This is a genomic window from Ruminococcus sp. Marseille-P328 (genome assembly GCF_964249465.1).
GTDB lineage: Bacteria > Bacillota > Clostridia > Lachnospirales > Lachnospiraceae > Blautia_A > Blautia_A faecis.
Map to the genome: position 1 here is coordinate 44,684 of NZ_CAXUBQ010000003.1, position 24,706 is coordinate 69,389.

The 24,706-nt window shown below is 41.8% G+C and carries 17 protein-coding genes; 1 reads left to right on the forward strand and 16 read right to left on the reverse strand.

The window, feature by feature from the left end:
- Positions 1 to 211: 211 nt before the first annotated feature.
- The 7 genes from ACESTK_RS03145 to ACESTK_RS03175 form a co-directional block, all read right to left on the reverse strand.
- Entirely contained in the window at positions 212 to 1,198 is a 987-nt protein-coding gene (locus ACESTK_RS03145) for an alpha/beta hydrolase family protein (protein WP_373118631.1), read from the reverse strand.
- A 25-nt stretch (positions 1,199 to 1,223) separates the two neighbouring features.
- On the reverse strand, positions 1,224 to 2,213 hold the full coding sequence (locus ACESTK_RS03150; protein WP_237925435.1) for a guanosine polyphosphate pyrophosphohydrolase: 990 nt from the start codon (positions 2,211 to 2,213) through the stop codon (positions 1,224 to 1,226).
- A gap of 161 nt (positions 2,214 to 2,374) precedes the next feature.
- Positions 2,375 to 3,328 carry a carbohydrate kinase gene (locus ACESTK_RS03155; protein WP_373118634.1) on the reverse strand — a complete coding sequence of 318 codons (954 nt, stop codon included), beginning with the start codon at positions 3,326 to 3,328 and terminating at the stop codon, positions 2,375 to 2,377.
- 108 nt (positions 3,329 to 3,436) lie between these two features.
- Positions 3,437 to 4,921 (reverse strand): glycoside hydrolase family 32 protein, encoded by a 1,485-nt coding sequence (locus ACESTK_RS03160; RefSeq protein WP_373118637.1) that lies wholly within the window; start codon positions 4,919 to 4,921, stop codon positions 3,437 to 3,439.
- Between the two features lie 45 nt (positions 4,922 to 4,966).
- The gene (locus tag ACESTK_RS03165; protein WP_173718077.1) at positions 4,967 to 6,646 is read right to left on the reverse strand and encodes an ABC transporter substrate-binding protein; all 1,680 of its coding nucleotides are present in this window, start codon (positions 6,644 to 6,646) and stop codon (positions 4,967 to 4,969) included.
- A gap of 21 nt (positions 6,647 to 6,667) precedes the next feature.
- Entirely contained in the window at positions 6,668 to 7,561 is an 894-nt protein-coding gene (locus tag ACESTK_RS03170; protein ID WP_373118640.1) for a carbohydrate ABC transporter permease, read from the reverse strand.
- A gap of 12 nt (positions 7,562 to 7,573) precedes the next feature.
- A complete protein-coding gene (locus ACESTK_RS03175) occupies positions 7,574 to 8,512 on the reverse strand; it encodes a sugar ABC transporter permease (protein ID WP_187565186.1) in 939 nt (312 codons plus the stop codon).
- Positions 8,513 to 8,764: 252 nt separating this feature from the next.
- Here ACESTK_RS03175 and ACESTK_RS03180 point away from each other — a divergent pair, with 252 nt between their 5' ends.
- Positions 8,765 to 9,790 (forward strand): LacI family DNA-binding transcriptional regulator, encoded by a 1,026-nt coding sequence (locus ACESTK_RS03180; RefSeq protein ID WP_195699783.1) that lies wholly within the window; start codon positions 8,765 to 8,767, stop codon positions 9,788 to 9,790.
- Between the two features lie 70 nt (positions 9,791 to 9,860).
- Here the strand turns inward: ACESTK_RS03180 and ACESTK_RS03185 are convergent, their stop codons facing one another.
- From ACESTK_RS03185 to ACESTK_RS03225, 9 genes are all read right to left on the reverse strand, one after another.
- On the reverse strand, positions 9,861 to 12,734 hold the full coding sequence (locus tag ACESTK_RS03185) for a glycoside hydrolase family 3 C-terminal domain-containing protein (protein ID WP_373118644.1): 2,874 nt from the start codon (positions 12,732 to 12,734) through the stop codon (positions 9,861 to 9,863).
- 82 nt (positions 12,735 to 12,816) lie between these two features.
- On the reverse strand, positions 12,817 to 13,860 hold the full coding sequence (locus ACESTK_RS03190; RefSeq protein WP_373118646.1) for an ATP-binding protein: 1,044 nt from the start codon (positions 13,858 to 13,860) through the stop codon (positions 12,817 to 12,819).
- A 283-nt stretch (positions 13,861 to 14,143) separates the two neighbouring features.
- Positions 14,144 to 14,857 carry a LytTR family DNA-binding domain-containing protein gene (locus ACESTK_RS03195; protein ID WP_187565189.1) on the reverse strand — a complete coding sequence of 238 codons (714 nt, stop codon included), beginning with the start codon at positions 14,855 to 14,857 and terminating at the stop codon, positions 14,144 to 14,146.
- Positions 14,858 to 15,074: 217 nt separating this feature from the next.
- Positions 15,075 to 16,193 (reverse strand): hypothetical protein, encoded by a 1,119-nt coding sequence (locus ACESTK_RS03200; RefSeq protein WP_373118649.1) that lies wholly within the window; start codon positions 16,191 to 16,193, stop codon positions 15,075 to 15,077.
- Positions 16,194 to 16,321: 128 nt separating this feature from the next.
- The gene (locus ACESTK_RS03205; RefSeq protein ID WP_187565191.1) at positions 16,322 to 16,720 is read right to left on the reverse strand and encodes a hypothetical protein; all 399 of its coding nucleotides are present in this window, start codon (positions 16,718 to 16,720) and stop codon (positions 16,322 to 16,324) included.
- Positions 16,721 to 16,732: 12 nt separating this feature from the next.
- A complete protein-coding gene (locus ACESTK_RS03210; protein WP_187565192.1) occupies positions 16,733 to 19,837 on the reverse strand; it encodes a glycoside hydrolase family 3 C-terminal domain-containing protein in 3,105 nt (1,034 codons plus the stop codon).
- Between the two features lie 328 nt (positions 19,838 to 20,165).
- Positions 20,166 to 21,269 carry an esterase family protein gene (locus ACESTK_RS03215; RefSeq protein WP_187565193.1) on the reverse strand — a complete coding sequence of 368 codons (1,104 nt, stop codon included), beginning with the start codon at positions 21,267 to 21,269 and terminating at the stop codon, positions 20,166 to 20,168.
- 24 nt (positions 21,270 to 21,293) lie between these two features.
- The gene (locus ACESTK_RS03220; RefSeq protein ID WP_373118654.1) at positions 21,294 to 23,021 is read right to left on the reverse strand and encodes a family 43 glycosylhydrolase; all 1,728 of its coding nucleotides are present in this window, start codon (positions 23,019 to 23,021) and stop codon (positions 21,294 to 21,296) included.
- A 242-nt stretch (positions 23,022 to 23,263) separates the two neighbouring features.
- A complete protein-coding gene (locus tag ACESTK_RS03225) occupies positions 23,264 to 24,553 on the reverse strand; it encodes an SGNH/GDSL hydrolase family protein (protein ID WP_187565195.1) in 1,290 nt (429 codons plus the stop codon).
- Between the last annotated feature and the right edge of the window lie 153 nt (positions 24,554 to 24,706).

Genomic DNA, 24,706 nt, shown 5'->3' on the forward strand with positions numbered 1-24,706 from the left:
ATATTATACCATTTGTATTTATTTTATACAATATTATTTTTATAAAATATATACTTAAATAAAAAAAGGCATTGTAGAACATACCGCCCAAAAGTCAGACATTAAAATCTAACTTTTAGTACGCGGTATAATATCCTTGCAATGCCTTTAATTCATAACGATCTACAAATACGCCCTACATGTTTTTTTCACTTTTTGGTTTCCTAAACCTTTATTCTTCCTCTTTCAAATGCACATCCAAAAATTCCAATCCAACTGTCTCCGCATAGTCTCTTCCCTCTTCAAAGTTCATCTCGAAACCATGGGTAGATTTTTTTCCATAAATGGGAATCAGAACAGAACCTTCCCCTGTATACGCTTCCTCAATTGCCTTTTCAGAATAGCTGTATGGCACCAGGCTGTCATTGATTCCGTGAATGATCATCACGTCTCCGTCATATGCGCTGATAGTGCCATAAACATCCAGATCATAAACTGTTTTCACATACTCAGAACCCACAGTTCCTACCGGCATCTCAGCTCTGTCTTCCGGAATATCATATGCGGAATCATACATTTCCCGGGCATTATCCGCAATACAAAACGCCGGATAAATCAGGATCATAGCAGCCACATCATCTTTTCTGTCTGCAGCAGTCAGAGCACTTACAAGTCCTCCCTGGCTCTGTCCCAGAAGGAAAAGATGATCCTGATCCACATAATCCTTTGTTTTCACAAAGTCCATAACAGCACTTAAATCTTCTTTCTCAGTCATCACTGTCATATCCATGAAATCTACGTCACTGTTTCCGTTAAGGGAACCGCCGCAGAAGTCAAATGTATAAACCACATATCCATCCTGAGCCGCCTTTTCCGGCCATTTTGCACGCTCTACCATCTGGGAAGTAGAACCGATTCCGTGGCTCATAATGATTACTGGATAAGTCTTTGTTTCGTCAAAATCTTCCGGATAATAGAACTGTCCGTAAATATTATTGTCTCCATTTTTGCACCAGGAAACCACCTTTGTGCAGCCTTCTAGTTCTGTAGTGTATCCCTCTTCAATCTCCGGATTGTCAGACTCTTCTAAATCAGCATCTTCCTCTGCTTCCTCTGTCTGCTCTTCTGCGTTTTCCTCAGCCCAGACAGTCACACTTACACAGCTCACACTCAATACTGCTGCCACCCCTAAAGCAATTAACATCTTTTTCTTTAACATCTTTATTGCTCCACTTACTTTTTTCTCAATCAATCACATCATTCTGAAATCTGGACAAATGCTCATAAGGCAGAATCAATCTGCCTCGGAACAATCCACAGCCATCGTTGATCAGACTGTTATTTACCGCAGAAAACATATTCACGTCAAGATCTGCTAATTCCAGGGAAAGCAGCTTCATCCCCCGCTCATAAGCCTCATCAAAGTAAACACATTCCCCTTCCGGGATCACATCTCTTCTGGCGCGCTCGTCCTGCTGGCGTTTCTCATAGCCCAGGTGATTGGCCGGACCGATTTCTGCAATGTCATCCATTTTCTGGGTACGGAGCTGTACCTCCATGTAGGATCTGGAGCTGTTATCATAAAATGTAATATGTAAAGACTGATACCCATATTCACTGGTACCACAAATATAATCTCTGTAATAGGGCTTTACATCATCATTTAGTTGATCAGAAGTACTCAATTTCACTCCCTGAGCCGATTCTGCTGTAAAGCCTCTCTCTTCCAGAAATCCTGGCAGCACATTTGCAATCTCATAAAGATAGCGGATAGACGCCTGCTCCTGGTCTTCCCCTGGCTTCAAATGACATCTTGGCATACAGACCACGATCCTGTAAGCAATAAAATCACGGAAGCAGCTCAGCTTGTTTTTCAACTCTGCAACCGACGGATAGGTACCATTTTCCCTGTAATAATCATAAATATATTCCACTACATATCCATTAAATTTCTCTTCTGCCCGGATCAGGGACTTGATCCTGCCTTTAAATGTAAAGGCAAGAAACGGATATTCATGGGCCATATATTTGTAAAATTCCCGGATCTTCTGGGACTGGGCCGTAAGGAAATCATTATGCTCCAGAAGTTCCGTGATCTGGAGCAGAAAGTTGCTGTGCACCAAATCGACTTCGTTATGGTTCTTCTTCGCTTCCTTACGCAGATCCTCTGTATATTTCTGTAAAATTTTTAAAACCGTATCTCCGGAATATAAATAATCATTCAGTGTAATCATAGCGGTCACCTCGTTTGTGAACGTTCTTTCTGACTGTGTTTGTTACAACTATTCTAGCAAACTTTTACGATTTAGCAAGAAAAAGTTTTATTAACATTTTCCCATTTTAAAAGGGACCTCCGAAGAAGTCCCTTTATTGTATTCCTATTCTTTTGAATATTTTATATTAATAGCTTTATTTCTTTTTCTTCCGGCATTACTCTCAGTGCGCCTTTTCTTGTTGTGATAATTGAGGCAGCTGCATTGGCAAACGTTAACATTTCAGCCAGATTTTCCTCTTTTAGTCCATTAATTCCATGTTCACAGACATAGTGCAATACACAGCCGCAGAAGGTATCTCCTGCTCCGGTTGTCTCGATGGTATTATCCTGTAAAAACGGCTTTACTTCCACCATCATTTCATTATAATAAGCACGACTTCCTTCTCTTCCCATAGACACAAGGATCAGTGGAATCTGATAACGTTCTCTAATCCAGTTTACGCCATCACTATAATCTTCTTCTCCTGTCAGCCACTGAATTTCATTATCTGAAATTTTCAGTATCTGACAATGACCAAGACCATATAATACCTGCTTTCTCGCCTCTTCCATGGACTCCCAGAGCGGTGGACGTAAGTTGGGATCAAATGAAATAATAGCGCCAGCTTCTTCTGCAATATGAATTGCTTCTTTCGTTGCCTCCCGCACCCCTTCATGTGTCATAGACAATGTACCAAAATGAAAAATTTTCGTATTTTTGAGAATATCTTCACAAATTTCAGCTTTATTCAGCATCATGTCTGCACCTGGATTACGGTAAAAAGAGAAATCCCTGTCTCCATCGGGATATGTATGTACCATAGCAAGGGTTGTATGAATCTTTTCGTCTGTACATAATCCAGTGTCATCAATTCCAACTTCTTTTATTGCAGACCTCAACTGTTCTCCGAAGAAATCGTTTCCCACCTTTCCGATAAATGCCGTGTTATGCCCTAACTTTGCTAACATTGCAAGCACATTACAAGGTGCTCCTCCGGGATTTGCTTCAAAAAGTGGATTTCCCTGATTGCTTTTTCCGTTTTCAGTAAAATCAATCAATAATTCGCCTAGTGCCGTTACATCATATTTTTTCATATGCATCTCCTGATTCATATATTTGGCATTCAGCCCAGTCAGACGCAACGCCATGAACTGAACTCACTGCTGTAAACAATACCTATTCATAACCGCCTTATACGACTTTTATGCCAGATCATATTTCACTACATCGATTCTGGCAGCACCATTCACAGCAAAAGAAATTCCCTTTGCATCCTGCTCTGTAAGAATAACAGCAGACATAACCTGTTCTCCGTCATTGATAAATATTTCCGCGCTGAATCTGTCCAGAATTACTCGTAATTTCAATTCATTACAGTCACCATTTACCAGACATTCTCTCTGATGAACCACTGCACGTTCGCTTCCGGAGAAGCTTCTGTCGATTTTCAAAACTGATTCATCTGGACGGAATCGTAAAGTGGAATGATATTTTTCATTCTCTGCAAAACAGAGTTCGAATTTTTTATAAAGCTTATCTTTATCTACCGGTCGTATTACAAGCTCCAGATCTACGGTACGTCCTTCAATCTGGTCAAGTGTGATTCTGGTGTCTTTAATCACAACATCCCTGTACTCGACTTTATTTGCACGCATGGAATCCAGTTCTCTGACCGGAACCTGATACAATCTTCCGTTTTTCACAGACACTTCTCTCGGAAGGCTCATTTGTGCAAACCATTTAGATTCATTTCTGCGATAAGCAAGAGTATCCCAGTTCTGCATCCAGGCAATCATAATTCTTCTTCCATCTGGAGCAAGCAATGTCTGCATTGCATAACAGTCAATTCCATAATCCACACTCTGATAAGACTGTTCCTTCAAAGTATGTGTCTCAGAATCCAGATCTCCTATGATACATAATGTTCCATTTCCATTATGATATTCCATTCCTTCCGGAATCATGTCCTGTGGGCTTGTCAGAAGCACATATTTGCCGTCCAGTTCAAAGAAATCCGGACATTCCCACATCTTTCCATAGCGGTTTTTATTCTCTGCCAAAGTACTTACAAATTCCCATTCAAAACCATTTTTACTTCTGTAAAGAAGAATTTGTCCGCTTCCATCAGCAGGACGACTTCCTATAACACAATAAAAGTTTCCATCTTTTTCTTTCCAGATTTTTGGGTCACGGAAATCTACTCTGCTTGCACCTTCCGGCAGATCTTTAAAGGTCAGGACCGGATTTTTGTCATACTTCACGTAATCTTTTCCATCTCCCACAGCCACCGCCTGTGTCTGAACATCCCTTGCGGTTCCGTCCTCCAGTATTTCCCGGTCCACAGCTGTATACATAAGCAGCTGTCTGCCGTCCTCCAGCTCTATGGCACTTCCGGAAAAGCAGCCCACTTTATCGTAATCCTGGTCTGGTGCCAATGCTGCCGGGAGATAGTCCCAATGCAGCAGATCCTTACTTACCACATGCCCCCAGTGCATGCTGTCCCAATGTGTGTTATATGGATTGTACTGATAAAACAAATGGTATTCTCCCTTATAGCAGGAAAATCCATTGGGATCATTCATCCATCCAACATAAGGAGTTATATGAAAAGCCGGTCTGTCTTCCGCTTTAATCTGCTGTCCCTGTGTAAATTCATATTTTCTTGCCTTTTCTAACATTTCGCTCATGAAAAATCTCCTGTCAAAGTCGTTGTTCAGTTCTTACATCTTTTGTTACTTTTCCGCGCTTAAGGATTCCTGATACTGATCAAAATATTTCTGTTTGATTGAAAGATAATCAGAAAGTCCGTACTTCTCCATTTTTTCCAGGTAGGAATCCCATTCTTCCTCTATTCCTCCATTCAGGATCCAGTCTGCCTTCTTCTGCTCTGCGTATTTCTTAATATCGGTATCATACTGTGATACTTTATTCGTATCATCAATACTCATAAATACATTCGGATAAACATATTTGCTGTTCATATCCTGTAAATATGTCTCGTGCATATTATCCAGACGCCATTTTGCATCTTCCGGCTGTGTCACATATACATCATAATATTCATTCAGCACAGCCAGAGGGCCATTTACAGATTGCGCCTCACGCACTTCCACTGGAGACTGCTCTCCCAAATCCATATGTTTTAACATTTCGCCGCCGTCTTTGTTTGTAGACAGTTCAAAAATGTTAAAGGAATCCTCTTCGCCATAAGTACCCCAGTTATTCTGCGGAGACTGGAGGGGTGCATACATCTGATCAATCCATGCAGCAGCAAGTGCTGTATTACGACAACTGGATGTAAGAACACATCTTCCACGGTCAAATCCACTGGTTTCACTGTTGTTCTGTCTGGTAATATTTCTCATGCCATCTGGCCCGGTCAGTGCCGGAAGCATCACATAATCTGTATTGTTATCTATATTCGCAATATCCCATGTGAAGCAGAGTCCATAACGGTGATTCTTTCCTTTTGCAACATAAGTAGACCACTCCTGTGTAAAGGCTTCCGGATCTACAAGGTCTTCTGTCACCAGTTTATGAAGCCATTCAATTCCTTCCTTGTAGCCTTCCTGAACAGTTGTATAAATTACTTTTCCTTCATCCGTTACCGCGAAATGATCTCCTGTGTCTCCGTAACCCTCTCCAAATCCATTTATTAAAATCGCCGGATCCTGATCTCCGTTATTGATAATAAAGGACATTGGAATTACATCACCTTCAATGGAAAATTCTTTCTCCAGTTCTTCTGCATGATCGCGGAACTGAATCAGTACCTGTTCCAGTTCGTCTGTTGTTGTAGGAATCTCAAGTCCAAGGTAGTCAAGCCATTTTTTATTAATATATGGAATATCTCCAATCGCCTGAATTGCTTCTTTTCCTGCACCAAGCTGTTCAATCCACGGGAAAGAATAGATATGTCCATCCGGTGCTGTGCACATAGTCCTGTACTCTGGGTATTTTTCAAACACAGCCTGAAGATTCGGCATATATTTGTCAATCAGATTTTCCAGTGGAATGATAATTCCCTGCTTGGCATAACGCAGCAGGTCATAATCACTCATACCTGCATTAAACAGACCATCCGGCAGATTTCCAAACTGAGCCAATGCCAGATTCTTTTTATCTGAAAACTGATCTGATACAAAACAGGTCCAGTCAATATGAACATTTGTCTGTTCTTCCAGTCGCTGGAAAATCACTCTTTCATTGGGATCCTGTGTGGAAGTAGCCGGTGCACTTGTAATAAAAGAAAGCTCCTCTGTTTCCTTTAATGGAAACTGTACCTCAGATACTGGTGTGTCCGGGTTGATCTCCGCATTAAGCTGCTGCTCTTTTCCACACCCTGCCGTACTTATCATCATCGTCAAAGAAAGTCCAAGTGCAAGTAAACCTTTTACTCTGTTTTTCTTCATATCTGTATCGTTCCTTTCTTATCAGCCTTTTACTGATCCGACCATAATTCCCTGATCAAAATACTTCTGGAAGAATGGGTACATTACTAAAAGCGGTAAGCTTGATACTACAATGGTTGCATATTTCAGCTGTTCCGCTACCTTTGCCATTTCAGCAGTACTCTGAATATCTGCAATCATACCTGGCTGCGGAGTATTCTGTACCAGAATGGAACGAAGTACTAACTGCAGAGGCTGAAGATTTGCATCATTCAGATAAATCATTGCATCAAAATAGCTGTTCCACATTCCTACGAATGACCACAGTGCAAGTACTGCAATGATCGGCTTACATACCGGCATCATGATTTTGAAGAAATGCTGGATCTCATTGGCTCCGTCAATTGCGGAAGCTTCTCTTAATTCTGCCGGGATTGACTGGTAGTATGTTCTTGCAAGGATCATATTCCATACATTAAATGCTCCAGGAATCAAAACTGCCCAGACTGTATTTACCATATGCAGCTGATTGATTAAAATAAAAGTCGGGATCATTCCACCGCCAAAGAACATTGTAATCAGGAAAATGAGATTGAAAAATTTTCTTCCCACAAATTCCTTCTTGGACAATGGATACGCTACCAGCAATGTTATAAAAACAGAAATAGCTGTAAATGCAAGTGAATACAGAAAAGAATTCAGGAATCCACGCCAGATCATCTCATTTTCCAGTACTCTGCGATATGCATCCAAAGTCCAGTCCTTAATATGAAAACTCAGCCCCTGATTATTCAAAACTGTAGGATCCATAAAAGAGGCCAGCACTACATACACGATTGGAATTGCAATAGAAAGTACAAACAGTCCAAGAATCAGGAATCCAATTCCAAGGATAAGACAGTCTGTCTTCGAATATTTTTTCTTTATTTTCTCCATCTTCGCTTCCTCCTATAATCCTTCTCCGTCGTTCAGCTTCTTTACCACCCAGTTTACAAAAACTAACAGAATTACATTTACTACTGAATTAAACAGACCAACAGCCGTCGAATAACCATAATCGCCGTTCAAAAGACCAATACGGTATACATATGTTGATAAAATTTCTGATGCCGGCAGGTTCATATCTGTCTGTAATGCATAGGCTTTCTCAAATCCAATACTCATAATATTTCCAGCCTGCAGAATAAACTGAATTACAATAATATTCTTGATTGCAGGAAGCTCCACATACCAGATCTGCTGCAGAAGATTTGCGCCATCCATAATAGCTGCTTCTTCCAGTTCTTTGCTTGCATTGGATAAAGCAGCCGTATACATAATAGAGGCCCAGCCTGCTGTCTGCCAGATTCCACTTGCTATGTAAATGGTGCGGAAAGCAGATGGCATTGTCATCCAGTTTGTACTGATTCCTAACAGTTTATTCAGAGGTCCGACTGGAGAAAGCAGCATTCGTACCATACCGCAAAGTACAATTACAGATATAAAGTTCGGCATATAGACCAGAAGCTGTACTTTCTTCTTAACTCCGGTTCTGCGGATACGATTTAAAAGCAATGCCAGAATGATCGGAACCGGAAAGCCCCACAACAGTCCATAAATACTCAGTTTTAACGTATTCAACAGGTAGTTCATAAAATCCGGTGAAGATAAAAACCGCCTGAAATATTCAAGTCCAACCCATGGACTTCCAAGCACTCCCTTGATTACGTTGTAATCCTCAAACGCAATCAGAAGTCCTCCCATAGGGAGATACTTAAAGATAATTGTCAGCAAAAGCCCTGGCATTAAGAAAAAAAGATATAACTGCCAGTTTTTCTTCACATAGTTAACCTTATCTTGCCATGTTTGCTTTTTCACGGGTATTGTTTGGTTCTGCATTTTTTTCATGCACCTCTCCTCCATTCCTTTCCCTTTTCGTTCTCGGAACCGGTTAAGTAACCGGTTACTTTGTAGCTCGATGTTACTACATCCAAGTTCATATGTCAACACTTTTTCAAGCTAAAATAACCGGTTACGTAATCGGTTATTTTAGCATTGCCTTTTTTTTAAATAATTGCTATACTAAAAAATAATATAATCCCAGTAATTAAAAGATTCCCCAATATTATTCTCATTTATTTATAAGGAGATTAAATTTTTATGGCAAAAAAACAGGTGACATTTGCAGATATTGCAGAATATACTCATTTTTCAAAAACTACAATATCGCGGTATTTCAATCATCCCGATTCTCTTACGCTTGAAAATCAGGAAAAGATTTCACAGGCCCTTGATACCCTTGGCTATAAAAAAAATAAACTTGCAAAAGTTCTGGCAAATGGTAAAAGTGAGTTTATCGGAATTATTGTTCCAAATCTCTACTTGCATTACTACTCTGAAATGCTGACACAGCTTCTTTCAAGCTATAGTAACTACCATTACAAATTTCTTGTTTTTTCCAGTGAACACGGTGCCGAAGAGGAACAACAGTATATTGAAGAGCTTCTTTCCTATCAGATTGAGGGGCTTATTGTTTTAAGCCATACACTGTCATCCCAAAAACTGGCTTCCTATCAGATTCCTGTCATTGCCATTGAGCGAGAGGCAGAATATATCAGCAGCATTACCACTGACAATTATATGGGTTCCCTTCAGGCTACCTCCCTGTTAATTCGTGATAAATGTGATATATTGATTCATATCAATGTCAATGTTGAAAAAACAGTCCCGGCTTATGATCGTATACGTGCATTTGAGGAAACATGTAAAGAATATCAGGTTCCTTATGACATTGATCTAAGCGTAAGCGGCAATTCTTATCAAGAGATTTTAAATGTGATAAGACGTATCTTTACAAGAATTGAAGAAAAGTATCCGAATCAAAAAAAAGGTATCTTTCTTGCGAATGATACCTATGCCAATATGTTTCTCAATTTAATTTTCCAGAAATATGGTAAATTACCACCTACTTACGAAATTATAGGTTTTGATAATTCTCCAATTGCCAGTGAATCAATCCTTCCGATCACAACTGTCGGTCAGCAAATTGACGTTATTGCACAGACTGCCATGGAGCTTCTGGTGCAGCAGATGGAAGAGCAAAAAAAGCGAGCGCCTAAGCCACTGGAAAAGCCAATTCACAAACAGATCGCTCCGGTGCTGATTCGCCGGAATACTACCAGTTAACTTATTGCTGTCGTATATTATTAAAAAGGGGCTGTCCTGAAAACATAGGACAGCCCCTTTCCATTTCACATTATTTATTTTCTTCTACCACAATCTCAATTCCACTATTCTTTCTGCATCTTCTGATCACCAGAAGCACACCGCCGATGATGATCACAGCCATCACTACATCAAATGCGATCAGCCAGTACTGCCACAGTGGAAGTACTTTCTTAACTACCACGTTCTCATCGATTCCATTCATTGCAGAGCTGTTTACAACTGTGTAAAGAATGTCATGGGAAGCATTTCGAAGGGCTGTTACTAAGGTTGCATTGCCAGATACATCTCCCATTTTATAAACATCGGAATCTGTATTCAGCCACAGGTCAGTTCCTGCCTGAAGACCTGCATCAATGAACATATAACCATCGTTTGCAGAAGCATAGTCTGTTACGATAATGCCGTGGAAGCCCCACTCATTTCCAAGAACATTTGTGATCAGTTCTTTGCTTGCACCGCACCAGATACCGCCGATACCGTTGAATGCAGCCATCATACCATGGCAGTCAGCATCCTTTACAGCCATTTCAAATGGTGTCAGATACAGCTCACGAAGTGCCTGCTCAGTAGTAAATGTGGAAATACCATAACGTCTCTGTTCCTGGTCATTCAGTACCAGATGCTTCAGATAGCAGTACATTCCTTTGCTCTGTGCACCGGAAACTTCGTTTGCACACATTGCTCCTGCAAGGTAAGTATCCTCAGAATAGTACTCGAAGTTACGTCCGCCAAGTGGTGTTCTGTGAGTTCCTGCGCCAGGTGCATACCAGCCCTGTACATTTACGGAAAGTCCGTCCTCACCGATACATTTACCAAATTCAAGTGCCAGGTCTTTGTTCCAGGTAGCTGCAAGAAGCTCCTGATTCGGATATCCCATGCAGTCTACATCACTCATGATCAGCTCACCGGAAATACCAGCAGGACCATCCTGGTCACTGGACATTGGCTTGCTGATGCTGTCGATTGCCATTGTCTGCCATCCACCGAGACGAACCATTTCTACCATTTCATCTACAGTCAGGCAGTCCAGGATTGCATCCCAGCCTTCGTCATCATAATCTTTTCCACGCATGGTGATCAGGTTGATGTTATCACCGGAAGCAGTTGTCGGCATCTCTGCGTTCGGATCATCCTGATAAATGTTATTCTGGCTTAACTGTACGAATTCATCGGTTGCTTCCGCATTGTATCTGCCTTTTTCTCCTGGCTCACCGTAAATGGTCGGCCATGTTCCTGTCCAGTCATTTCTGGTCAGATATACATATGAATCGTCATAAGTCTGAATGTTTCCATAATCAAACTGATTTGTGATCTCATTGCCTGTTGTGGCATCTTTTGCATAGGTTGTGTTGTCAAATTCTTTCTGCTCGTAAGTTCCAACTAGGGAATCATCTCCCTCTGCATCCATGCCGTCTGCAGTTGTGTAACCTTTTGCAGCAAGAATATTGTTCAGTGCCTGATGGCAATCATCACCGATTGCAAAGTAATATGTACCATCATCTACGATATAAGTTTTTGCATTTTTGTAATCATATGCGCGAAGAGTTTCTTTTGGAATATCTACGCTTACTGTCTCGCTTTCTCCAGGTGCGATCTCACCTGTTTTTGTAAATCCGCAAAGCTCAACAGCTGATTTTTCAACCAGATTTTCTCTGTCATAATCGGTGTATGGAGACTGGAAATAAACCTCAACAACATCTTTTCCAGCTACATCACCGTTGTTTGTAACGGTTACCTGTGCAGTGAAATTGTCTCCGTTTTCTGTCAGGGAGAAGTCACTGTAACCAAACTGTGTATAGGAAATTCCATATCCAAACGGGTACTGAACCTGTTTGGTATAATCATATTCACTGTCTGCTGTGGAAGCATTTCCCTGTCCAAGGACAGTGTCCTCATAACGAGTTTCATAGTAACGGTATCCTACATAAATGCTTTCACCATATACGGTATAAGCGTTCTTCGGACCGTTTTCTTCGTTGTTTGTGTTTGTCCATTCACCATACTCAAAGATCTGAGTTGCCGGTGCGCTCATTGCATCATATGCATAGGTATCAACCAGACGTCCAGATGGATTTACCTCTCCTGTCAGTGCTTTTGCGATAGAAGTGATACCTTCCTGTCCTGGATATCCAACCCACATGCAGCCTTTAATATTCGGGAAAAATCTGGAATCAGACCATCCCATTTCGATGGCATTTGCTGTATTCAGCATTACGATTACATCGTCGAAATTATCGTTTGCATATTTGACAAGTGACATTTCTGCGTCAGAAAGAGAGAGCTGATCTTCGGTAAGATCCTGTGCCTCTGCTCCATTTCTGGAGATTACCACGATTGCAGCATCATTGTATTCTTTTACAGAATCTGCTACGGAATCCAGATAAGTAGATGGATCTTCCTCTTTTCCAACACGGGCTTCAGATTTCTCATAGACAGAATACAGGTCCGGGTTTACCTGGAAGCCTTCTGCCTCAAGTGCGTCCTTCAGGCTGGTTGTTTTGGTTGTATCAATAGCTCCGGAACCAAGTCCGCTGTATACAAATTTCGCAGAACCAAGTCCGAAAAGACTGATCTTTTTGCCGCTTTCCAGAGGCAGTACATTGTCCTGGTTTCTCATAAGGACGATACCCTCTGCTACCAACTGTTTGCTGAATTCGGTCTCGTGATCTACCAGTTCATCATGGCTGGCATAATCACTTTTAAAGTACTCATTGTCACCACTTCCATCACCTGTGGTGGCAACCTTTGTTGTTGTGTGTCCAAGTGAACGGGTAATGATTGTGGTATATTTCATTGCGAAATAGTTACCAACCAGAACCGCGATCAAAAGGATTGCAAGAACGGTTCCCCAGATTCCTGCAAAGGCTTTGTTGCCCATTCGCTTTTTGGCTTTCTTCTCCATGTTTTTCCTCTCCTTTTTTATTTATGGTAAATTATAGCAAAAGAAAAAGCCCTCGCAAGGGCTTTGGAATGAACCGTCATTTTCATGACATGATCGGTAATAGTATAGTCAGAACGAAGTTTCCATCCTGTACACGGACACTGACAGTTCCCTGATATTTCTCCACAATTGACTTGATACTGCGGATTCCGATTCCATGGTTTTCTTTGTCTGCTTTGCTGGTAAGGGGCAGACCGTCTTTCATTTTCAGTTCTCCATCAAAGGAGTTTTCCACCTGAATTACTGCAAAAAGATCTTTTTTCCACACCCGTACACCGATGCTTTTGTACTGATTCTTGTCACGTTTTTCCACGCTTTCTACAGCATTATCGAGAGCATTTCCCATAACCGTAAACAGATCAACTACATCCATAAATTCCAAGAGTTTTCCATCTGCCACACAGGTCCAGTCAATATGATGTACCTTACAATACAGGCCTTTTTCCATTAATATTGTATCCAGTGCCTCATTTCCGGTATGTACATCACTGTCATAAACCTGGATCATATCCTGAACTTCTTCTATAAAATTTCTGCGTCTCCGGGAATGGCTTTCGGTCTGGATCAATGCCTCGATCTGATGCTTCATGTCATGACATTTACGGGTAATCATAGCGATATTTTCACGGGACATTTCGTACTGAAGCTGACGCTGTGTCCACAGGTTTTTGTTCTCGGCTAGGTTTCTTTGCACACGAAGCTCGCGCTGCAAAATAGCCTGTAAAATCAAAACTAAGATGCAGGCTCCCAGTGCATAGATCTGATTGATCCGAAATAGTTTAATGTATTCTGCATTTGCAGTTCCACTTCCAATCACATCTATCGTAGTACTTTTTACCAGTACACTCAAAACCAGAACAATTGCAATATCAATAACTGCCGTTACGCCTGCATTCACCCAACTGACATGATAATGACCGCCATCAGAAAGATTTCTTGCAATCACTACTGCAAATCCAAAATAAATGATTCCAAATAGACACCAGTAATCTAAAGTCAGAAATTCCGGAATAATTCCCCGATAATGAATCAGAATATACAGTGATGAAACAGCGTGCTGCAAAAGCGAACCACAGGATGCTGCCAAAACAGATTCGCGTGCATTGATATTACAACAAAGCATATTTAGTCCTATAATGCAAGTATAAATTCCTATATACCATAACCAATTATATCGATTTCTTATATCTGCAAAATGTGGATAAAACAACAGACTGCATAAGAACAAAATTGCCAGGCTAAATCCAATACGAAAGATAAATTTCTTTCTTTTTTCCAGAAAAACCAGGAAACAAAATGCTCCCCCAAACATTTCCAGACAATATGAAAATCCTTCTAAAGCAAGCTTTATATAGTCCATTTTTTCTCCTTCAAATACTCTGCACATCTCCGATATAATCCGCCACAGCCTCTGCAAATGCCTTCTTTCTGGCTCTGCTTACCTGCAGCTGGTCATTTCCCACAAGTGCCATCCCATCATGCACACTCCGCACATGACGCAGATTTACCAGATAGCATTTATTACACTTGTAAAAACCATTTTCTTCAAGAATTGCTTCCACATCTTTTAACACCCCTCTTGTAGTGAAATCCCCATCCTCTGTGTGAAAGATCAGCAGATGCTGTACCACTTCCACATACTGGATATGGGAAAGCAAAAGGCGGCGAGTTGCAGTACCTGTTTTAATGGTAATGCTCTTATCTTTTTTCTTTTCCGCAAGACGTTTCACCTTATCCATTTTTACAGAAAAGGCTTCGTATTTCACTGGTTTCAGCACATAGTCAAGAGCCTGGACCTGATAGCCCCGGATGGCGTATTTCGCCATATTTGTTATGAAGATCAGAATGACTTCTTCATCCATCTCCCGGATTTTCTCGGCTGCTTTCATTCCATCCATTTCAGGCATTTCCACATCCAGAAAAATTACATCATAGCACGGGCGGTACTGTTCCAGGAGCTTACTTCCATCTGTATATTCTGCTATTTCTATCTGTGTATTCTTTTCTGTTTCATATTGTTTTAAAAAGGATTGAAGACGTTCCCGATCCTTTGGATTATCCTCTGCAATTGCCACCCTCAACATAGCAAATCCCCCATAGTATTTCTTTTTTACTCACATACAGCAAGAGCAAATTTTCATCAGACCCTTTATTGTTTCTTATCATAAGATAACATTTTATCTTCAAAACAGCAAGAAAAAAGGTGCCCCATGGCAAAGGCACCCTTTTCGCTGCAGCACCTCAGTTACCGAAATGCTGTATATAAAATTTTAAGTGTAAGCTTATCTTTAAATCAGATAATTATTTCTCAATCGGAACCCAGATGTTCTGCTCGATTGCTTTGTCAAGGATTGCAGGTGTATCTACAGCCATGAAGCCTGTCTTATCCTCTTCTACCTTGTACTCTTTTCCATCATAGGTTGTCTTTGTCATCTGGTCATCACCGTAGAAGTTACACTCAAGATAAAACTCTGTGTGATCTTTGTTTGTAGATACTGTGCAAACAAGGTCTGCCTGGATGTCTTCGATTGTATACTCTACTACTGTGTACTCGTCATAGTCTTTGTTTGGCTCGAACTGTGCTTCTGCCGGAAGGTCTGCTGCTGTAGCTGCTGCATCTGTAGCTGCTGCATCATCAGCTGCGTCTGCTCCATTATCGAAGTATACCCAAAGATCCTGCTCAAGAGCTTTGTCAAGAATTGCAGGTGTATCTACAGCCATGAAGCCTGTCTTATCTTCTTCTACTTTGTACTCTTTTCCGTCATAGGTTGTCTTTGTCATCTGGTCATCGCCATAGAAGTTGCACTCAAGATAGAACTCGCTGTCATCTTCTTTTGCGGATACTGTGCAAACAAGGTCTGCCTGGATGTCTTCGATTGTGTACTCTACTACTGTCCATTTGTCGTAGTCTTTGTTAGCCTCGAACTGTGGCTCAGCCGGAAGCTTGTCCTCTGTTACACCTTTGATTTCTTTTGTGTCGTCTGCCTTAGCGTCGTCTGCTGCTGCATCGTCAGCTGCTGCGCCATCACCCATTGCTACCCATACGTTCTGGTCGATTGCTTTCTGAAGGATTGCAGGTGTATCTCCAGCCATGAAGCCTGTCTTATCCTCTTCTACTTTGAACTCTTTTCCATCATAAGTAGTTCTTGTCATCTGGTCGTCACCATAGAAGTTGCACTCAAGATAGAACTCGCTGTTGTCTTCTTTTGCAGATACTGTGCAAACAAGATCAGCCTGGATGTCTTCGATTGTGTACTCAACTACTGTGTATTTGTCGTAGTCTTTGTTTGGCTCGAACTGTGCCTCTGCCGGAAGATCTGCCTCTGTTGCAGTAGCTGCCTCTGCGAATACAGAAACGGTTGCTGCCATAGATGCTGCCATAGATGCTGCAAGTACAAGTGCTAAAACTTTTTTCTTCATGATTTTCTCTCCTTTTCTATTGTAACTGCATGCCGCGCAGTTAACTTCTTACATCTTCATCCTGGAAACAGGTCGCCTACGCGCCTGTTCCCAGTGACTGTAGCTAAACTTTTATTTCCAGATATTTCTTATTCTGCTTCTTTAGCTACCGGCAGGAAAGATGCTACGATATTAATGATCATACCAACTACTGCCAGGCTGCAGAAGATAATAAAGCTCATGATTGTGTCAATTCCGTCCAGTCCGGATACTACATAACCGATCTGGTTTACCATTACGGAAGCGCTCCATACTGCTGCGCTTGCCATTAATACTGCATTTACAACCGGGATAAATCCGGTGATCACTTTGTTGAAACCAACCAGTACAAAGGAAAGTACCGCAAGGACGATTGCTGCTGCCAGGAAATAATATACTGGCTGGAAAGTATACATTACTTTGCCATAGTAAATTGCTTCTACAATGGCGATAATGCCTGCTACAAGCGTCAGATACAGTCCGATTGATTTTTTTGTCTTATTCATCATCCGCACCTCCGATTACGCTTCTTTTTTAGGTTTAATGGTTTTCAGGATCGTCATGATCAGGAACAGGATTGTCAGTACAGCGAATGCTGCTTCTGCGCCAACCAGTGCATTCTGATACCAGGTTCTTACAGCCTGGATCTCAGTTGTGGAACTGATTCCGTTCATTGCATTACTCTGTACCAGCTGATACAGGAAGTATTTCAGATTCTTCTTCATCATCTGCTGGAAGTTTACATCCTTCTCGATTGCTTTCTTGGAATCTGCCATAGCACCGATTGTAGAAGTATCATATGCGGAAGATGTCAGTGTTCCACCGCCGCCTGCTGCTGTAACGTCTCTCCAGTTCATGTAGTCTGCACCGTTGATCATATCGGTTACAAACCATCCCTGATAACCCCACTCGTCTCTTGCAATGTTGTCAACAAGATTCTTGTAAGCACCTACGAAAGAAGTACCCGCACGGTTGAAGGCTGTCATAACACCCTGTGCATTGTTGCTGCTCATGCACATCATAAATCCACGAAGCTCATTCTCACGGGCTGCCTGCTCTGTCATGAAAGTAGACAGACCGGAACGGTTTGCTTCCTGATGGTTAAATGCGAAATGCTTCGGCTCTGACATGGTTCCTTTGTTCTTGCATCCGATTGCAAAAGCATTTCCCATGTTAGCTGTAAGGACGGAATCCTCTGAATAATACTCATGGTTACGTCCGCAATAAACTGTTCTGTGAAGGTTCAGACCTGGTGCAAAGATAGAGCTCTCATTTGCCCACAGACCGTCTTCTCCAAGAAGCTCACCTTCTCTTTCAACAAGCTCTTTGTTGAAGGTTGCTGCAACGATCGGCTCTGTCGGCATGGTTGCCATACGGTAAGTAGCCTTATCGTCTGTTTCTTCTGTGTAGTAGTCTTCGTCAGAAAGGTCTTTGGACCATCTTACGAAGTAACCGCCAACCTGGTCACCGGTGTATCCCAGAGGACCATCGTTTGCGTAAACTCTTGCAAGCTGGATGGAATCGATGTTCTCGAAGTCATCACCTGCTTTTTCAATAAACTGGATTGCCTCATCCAGAGTAACCTCATCCAGAAGCTGATCCCACATCGGATCGTCGAAGTCGATTGCTCCGGCATAGTTGCCGTTCTCATCAAGCTTCATCATATCGATCAGTTTCAGACCGTTGTCTGCGCCCCAGGTAATGCCATTTCCATCGCCGTCATTTTCAGTAAGCTCATACAGCTGATCGGTAAGACCAACCATCATGGCATCTGTAGGTGTGATAGCCTCTACAGACTCCCATCCCTTGGACCAGTCAGATCTTGTAGTATATTCAACTGTGTTCTCAATCAGATTGTTGATGTTCATATCCTGCAGCTCATTCTGAACGCCAGTGGAATAGGTCTCAATATCTGTATCTGCAAGATTCCATTTGATTGCATTGTCTGCATTAATCTCGTCTGTCTCAGCAATTTTTACAAGTCCATCTTCATTTCCGTTCTTGTTTGCCAGAACATTGTTCAGAGCCTCATGTGCACCGTTACCAATTGCGAAATAATAATCGCCGGCTTCCAGTGACCATGCACCCTGTGTTCCGTCTGCTTTCACAGCTTCCTCATCATAGCTTGCCATGTAAAGAGGATCAAATTCGATGGTTACTTCTTCGGAAGCACCTGGCTCAAGAACCTGTGTTTTTCCATATCCGATCAGCTGGATAGCAGATTTCTCAAGACCGCCCTCTGTATATGGAGACTGTACATACAGCTGAACTACAGATTTACCAGCAACGTCACCTGTGTTGGTTACGTTAACCTTAGCTGTTGCAGTTCCACCAACCTGTACATCTACAGATTCAAGCTTCTGCTCAAATGTGGTATAGGAAAGTCCATATCCAAATGGATAGCTTACTTCCTCTGCATAGTTCCATGCATCACCGCTTGAAGAACCTTCTGTGGTGTCTGCATTTCCCTGTCCCAGAACTTCGTCTTCGTATCTTGTCTCATAGTATTTGTAACCGTTGTAGATTCCTTCGGATTCTACCAGATACCAGTCACCTTTGTTTTCCTCTGTAAGAACTGCATCAGAGCCAGCCTGGGAATTGTTAGTGTAAAGATATACACCATAATTTACCATTGCCGGAGCAGATGTGGAATTTACTGCATATGTGTCAGAGATGTGACCAGATGGGTTCACCTCACCGGAAAGAACATCTGCTACACCAAGGAATCCGTTTGCACCTGGCTCGCCAGCCCATACGATTGCACCGATTCCATCATCGTTCTTCAGGTCGTCGATCTCAACCGGGTTGTTTGTGTTAAGAAGAACTACAACCTTTGTGCTGTGCTGTTTCGCAAGCTCGATCATAGCTTTCTCATTATCGGAAAGTGCCAGAGGACGCTCGTAGCTGTCTTCCTCATTTGCGCTTGTCATGTTCGGGTTATAGTCAGAAGCCTCTGAACTATCACGGGAAATCACAACCAGTGCAACTGTGTCGTCTGCTGATTTCAGAACGTCATCATCATAAATGCTCTCCGGTGCTTCGCCAACGTTATAAGCTGCCGGATTCTCATACATGGTTCCAAAAGATGGCTGTAAGGAATGTCCATTCTTTCTGCCATATGTACCGTTTACATCTTCGCTGCTGTACAGATCCAGCATATCCTGATTCAGTGAGAAGCCCTTCTCGGTCAGTGCGGTCTGGATATCGTACTGCTTCTGACCTGCTTCCGCATCGATGGAAACAGAGGATCCGATCATACCACCCAGAGTAGGATTAATGGAGTTTAATCCCCAAAGGGTGACCTTGTCAGAAGAAGTATCAAGAGGAAGGGTTGTATCTTCATTTTTGAATAATACAGTTCCTTCAGATGCGATCTCTGCTGCGAGAGCATCTTTTGCTGCGATTACCTCATCAAGGCTTGAGAACTCAGATTTGAAATAAGTGGAATCTGTTTTCTCTCCGTTACTGGTATCTACGACCTTGTAGCTGGAAACTCCAAGACGTGTATTGATGAATGCCGCATTGGCATCCACGATAGCCGATGCGCCCACGGTCACTGCAAGAAGACTGGCTGATACAGATGTAAGTCCTCTCCACAGACCTGCGGACTTTTTCTTGTTGCTCATAAGCTCCCTCCTTTTATCATTTGCACCACCTCGGCATATTTGGACAGCCGTCCTTTCCATTTATGCCTGGGTGTTGCGTAAGCTTATCTTTTATGGTAGTACTATAACAGATTTTACCGTTCACGGTACATTTCTTGCGCAAACTGTCAATTTTCATGCGCAAATTGCAACCGCTTTTGTCTATTTTGCTAAAAAGTTCGCTTATTTTTTGGTAGTATAGCACAAAAAGCATTGGTAATGTTGTCCAATCGTGACGGATTTCTATTCAATAATGACATGTTGCGAGAGGGGACTATCTGGATGCCCTGCAATGCATTTACTGTACATATTATTTCTTGAAAAATACAAGTAATGAATTGTAAAGGTCGGTGATCCAGCTTGTCCATGCATGGTTGCCGTCCTCCAGCATTACCATTGCAAGGTTCTCACCATCTACAAATTTATCAGACATCTGCTCTTTTACATCATTATAAAATGCCACATGCTCTGCAACTGCGATGTCTTCCACACCCTCTCCATTAAACCAGTATTTAATGTCATAGTCTGAATATTTTTCATCCATTGTTGATTTGAATAAATCAAAATTGGATTTAATTCCGGAATAAGATCCCACATAGGAAAACAGGTCTGTGCATCCCATTAATATGGAACGTACAGATGTTATGGATCCCATGGATAATCCTGCGTAAGCACGATGGTCTCTTGTTGCAATCAGATTTTCCTCTGAGGTATCTCCTCCGGCATAAGTGGAATATTTCGATTCGATCATTGGAATAATATCATTGCGAAGCTCGTCCTGGAAAAATACGGTGAACAGATCCGCTTCACTTCCAATATTCTCTTCTCCAATAGAAGCACCATATTCTTTTGCCTGTTCTTCTGTGATCTCTTTGCCTTCAACCGGACTGTAGAAGGTTGGAGTTACCACGATTACCGGATCACAGATTCCCTCTTTGATCATATTATCCAGCACGTTTCTTGTAGTTTCTCCAAATACAGGTCTTCCGCCGTTATCATCCCCGAGCCAGAACTCCTGATTGTCTCCGCCGCCATGCATCAGATAAAGAATGTTGTACTGCTTTGTCTCGTCATAGTTGTATGGTAAATATACATGCAGACTCTTGTGAATTGTTTCATCTGTTCCCAGGATCTCATTTACTGCATAGGCCGGAGTATCGTATTCCAATGTCTCTACAGTTCCCTGCTCGTCACATGCATTCTTTTTTAATTTATCTAATCCCTCATCTTTCTTGGAATAAATAAAATCTTCTGCATAATCCGCAGTTTCATACTCTGGTATTTCAATTGTGCCCTCTGCCTCAAGGCCTTCTGAAGTTGCAGGTGCTGCATTTGTATCCTGAGCATATACTCCACATGGTGCTGCCAATGTGAGGCTTAATGCCATCACGCCTAATAGCATTTTTTTCTTCATTTATCCGAACCTCAACCTTATCTTTTATTTATTTGCTGGCTTTGCTACACTGTTTCCAAATACTGTAAATTCAACAAGTCCCGGATGAATTTCCTCAGGCCAGCCTGTAATAGTGATGCGTGCAAACTGTCCTAACACCGGCTCATCCAAAGTTACATAATCAATAATCGTATCTTTTCCCTGTCTTTCATAAACAGTCGTCCATTTGTCAGAATTTGCTTCATCTAACGGATTCTCAGTACCATTAAATACTTCGATTTTGTAATCTATACAGCATTTATCAGTTAAGACTGCAGATCGATCCGCATTGATTTCTTTCCATATTACACGTAAAGAATCAATATTGTAATTTCCCTTAAAGGACACAAGATACCAAGGCTGTTCATCTTCATCTGACGGCTGCCACCAGGTTATCATCGATTCATCGTTTGCGTATATCGGATGTCTTCCTTCTGAATAGCTTGAAACTGCATATCCCTGTTTCACTGACAATACATCAGAACCAGTTTCATTCCCGTCAGCCGGATTCGCCAGTACACCCGGAACATACTGAGGAGATTCTGAAAGATGTGGTACAACCAGATTTCCGTCCTGATCTATTTTAGCCGGATCACATCCAATCCGTCTCTCCATATCTCCCTCGTATCCTACATTTACCGTATAGAAGCACCACAGGGTAGCATCTGGTCCCTGAACAATAGAACCATGTCCTCCACCTCTGACAGTTCCTGTTACAGCATCTGTCTGATTAATAATTTCTTTTTCCTGAAGTTCAAATCCGTCCAGTGGTCCAGTAGTTGACTGATAACATCCCATTGTATATGAGTCATACTGTGTTCCTGCTGTAGCCCATGTCAGATAATATTTACCATCAATTTTTACCATCCAGGAACCTTCTGGGAAACCATTCTCATAATCCTGATGATTCTGTCCAAAATTCTGCCATTTGCATTTATTGTCGTATTCAATAAGTATCTTAGGTTCAGTAATCAGTTCTGTAGGATTTTCCGGATTCAGCTCAGCACCGCTTATATATGGTCCCATTCCCCAATATAAGTACATTCTCTGATCATCATCAACAAAAATATTGACGTCATTATGAGCTGCAATTACATTTCCATCTTCAATATTATCACTAAAGGATTTTTCATTATAAGTAAAATCACCTAAATCTGTAAATGGACCTTCCGGTGAATCTGCTTCATATAAGTCAGAACTGTTCCAGGCAAGATAGAATTTTTCTTTTCCAGATTCATCTTTTCTCACAGCAATTGTTGGTGCTGTAAATTTTAAATCCTCTCCTTTATCATCTTGCAGCTGAACAAAACGCCAGTTTACAAAATCATCTGAAACCCATAATGAACCATTTGTTCCATATAAATACCAAGTATCATTGTAGTAAAATGCTGATGGATCTGCAGAAGCTCTTGTATCATTTTCACTGATATAGGTAGATGTTCCTCTGAACATATCCTGAAAACGCGCATGTGTGATCTGTTCAACAGGATCATTTGGAATTGCTTCATTTCCGATCATCTGTCCAATCATGAATGGATTGTCAGAAATCTGTCCCTTTCCTTCAGAGGAAGAACGTGCATAATCCAGAGGAAGCGGATTAATATAGGTAGCAGCATCTCCCTGTTCTACCAAAAACTCCTGCCCTGTTGCATCCTCTTCCTGTGCATAGACACTGCAAGTCCCTCCCATAATAAGACTTAATGCCAGCACGCCAAATAACATTCTTTTCTTCATACCATTGTCCCCCATTTTTGGATTCTCTGTACAGATCTCATTTGTTAAAATCATTCCGGATAGTCCAATTATAACAAATGATATTTTTAGGACAATATTCTTGGCATGAACCGTCATTTTAACGTCATTATCGGTTGTTGTTCGGTTATTCTTTTGTAATTATTGTATGTTTTATTTTGTTTTTCTGCTATTTCACCATGTTTTTGCACATTTAGCACAAAAGTACTTCTCATAATCCTCTTTTATTTTCCAAGAAACTCCGTCAGATACTCTTCAATTACCGGAGTCCACCACTCCACATATCCTTTGCGGAATGGATGAACCTCGTCATGCATGTATTCGTTATAAAGATCTGTACCATAAACTGCTGTCATTTCTTCATTATGGAACATATCTACAACTCCGATTCCCCATTTTTCCTGAATCTTAAGAAGCAGATCTACCATTTTCTCATAGTTTTCCTTCTCTGCATAGGTTCCGGTGTAGAATACGACCGGGCATCCAAAGGTCTCCTGTACATAGGAAATGATGGTCTCAATAGCGCCTGCGATTGTGGTATCGTCAAAGTCAGCCGGATCTGTACTGTCTGTCACTTCACCCATAGGTTTGCCTGTAGTTGCGTCATTGGTAGATAACTGAACCACAAACAGATCTGGTGTTTCGTCTTTGCTGATCAGCTTCATTCTGGAAACATAAGAATCTTCTTTTTCATTTACCAGTGTAGTAGCACTGATCGCATATTTCTCACACACAGTTCCCGGATGGTTGTCCTGAATCGCATCTACCATGGAGTAATGTCCGCCAGCCTGTGCTCCATAAGTTACGGAAGAGCCAAGCCAGATAATGTCAAGTCCGGCAAGTGGATCGGATGGGTCTGCCTCTGGAATCGTTTTTACCGTATTATCATATCCGGTTGCTACTTCACTTCCAGCTGGTGCAAGAAGCACATCTCCTACATATGGGAAAACCATTCCCTTTAAGGTCGGCGCTTTGCAGCCAAATGCACAAGTCACTTTAATGGTATCCCCTGCCTTTAATTCCAAATTCTGTTTAATAAGAAATCTTCCGGAATCTGTAAGGCTTCCTTCATCATACTCTCCGTCGTCTTTATAAGAAGCTGGTGAATCTGCCGGAACCTGAAGATCTACCGGTACGGAGAAGGTTTCCCCGTCGTTGATCGTAAATGTAAATGGCTGGGAACTGAATGCTGCCAGAACCTTAGATACTGTAAGATACAGATCAAAAGTTCCCTCTGTACCTTCTGGTACCGTGTATACAATCTCGGTGCCCTGTGCTGCTGCCCGGATCATACCGGTTTCTTCGTCATAAGAGGTTGGCTCTTTTTCGTTATCCGGGCCAACGCCTTCCCCTTCTGTGAATGTAGCATCTGCTGCCGGAAGAAGTACCTGGCCTTCTTCGACCGCATTTGTTGTGTCTGCCGCTTCGGCCTGCGCCAGAACTGTACCTGCTCCCCCAACTGTGGTACCCATCATACACATTATCATTGCCATAATAACTGCCTTTCTTTTCATTGGCTCTTCTCCTTTTCTTTGCGTTTCCCGCATATTTGTCTCTACATTATCACGAAAAGAGCCTGTATCGAAAAAGGTGGCAAATTCACATGGATTTCTGGCAAAATTATTGTCTCATCCCTGTGAAGCGCCACCGAAATAATCGCCCCGTTC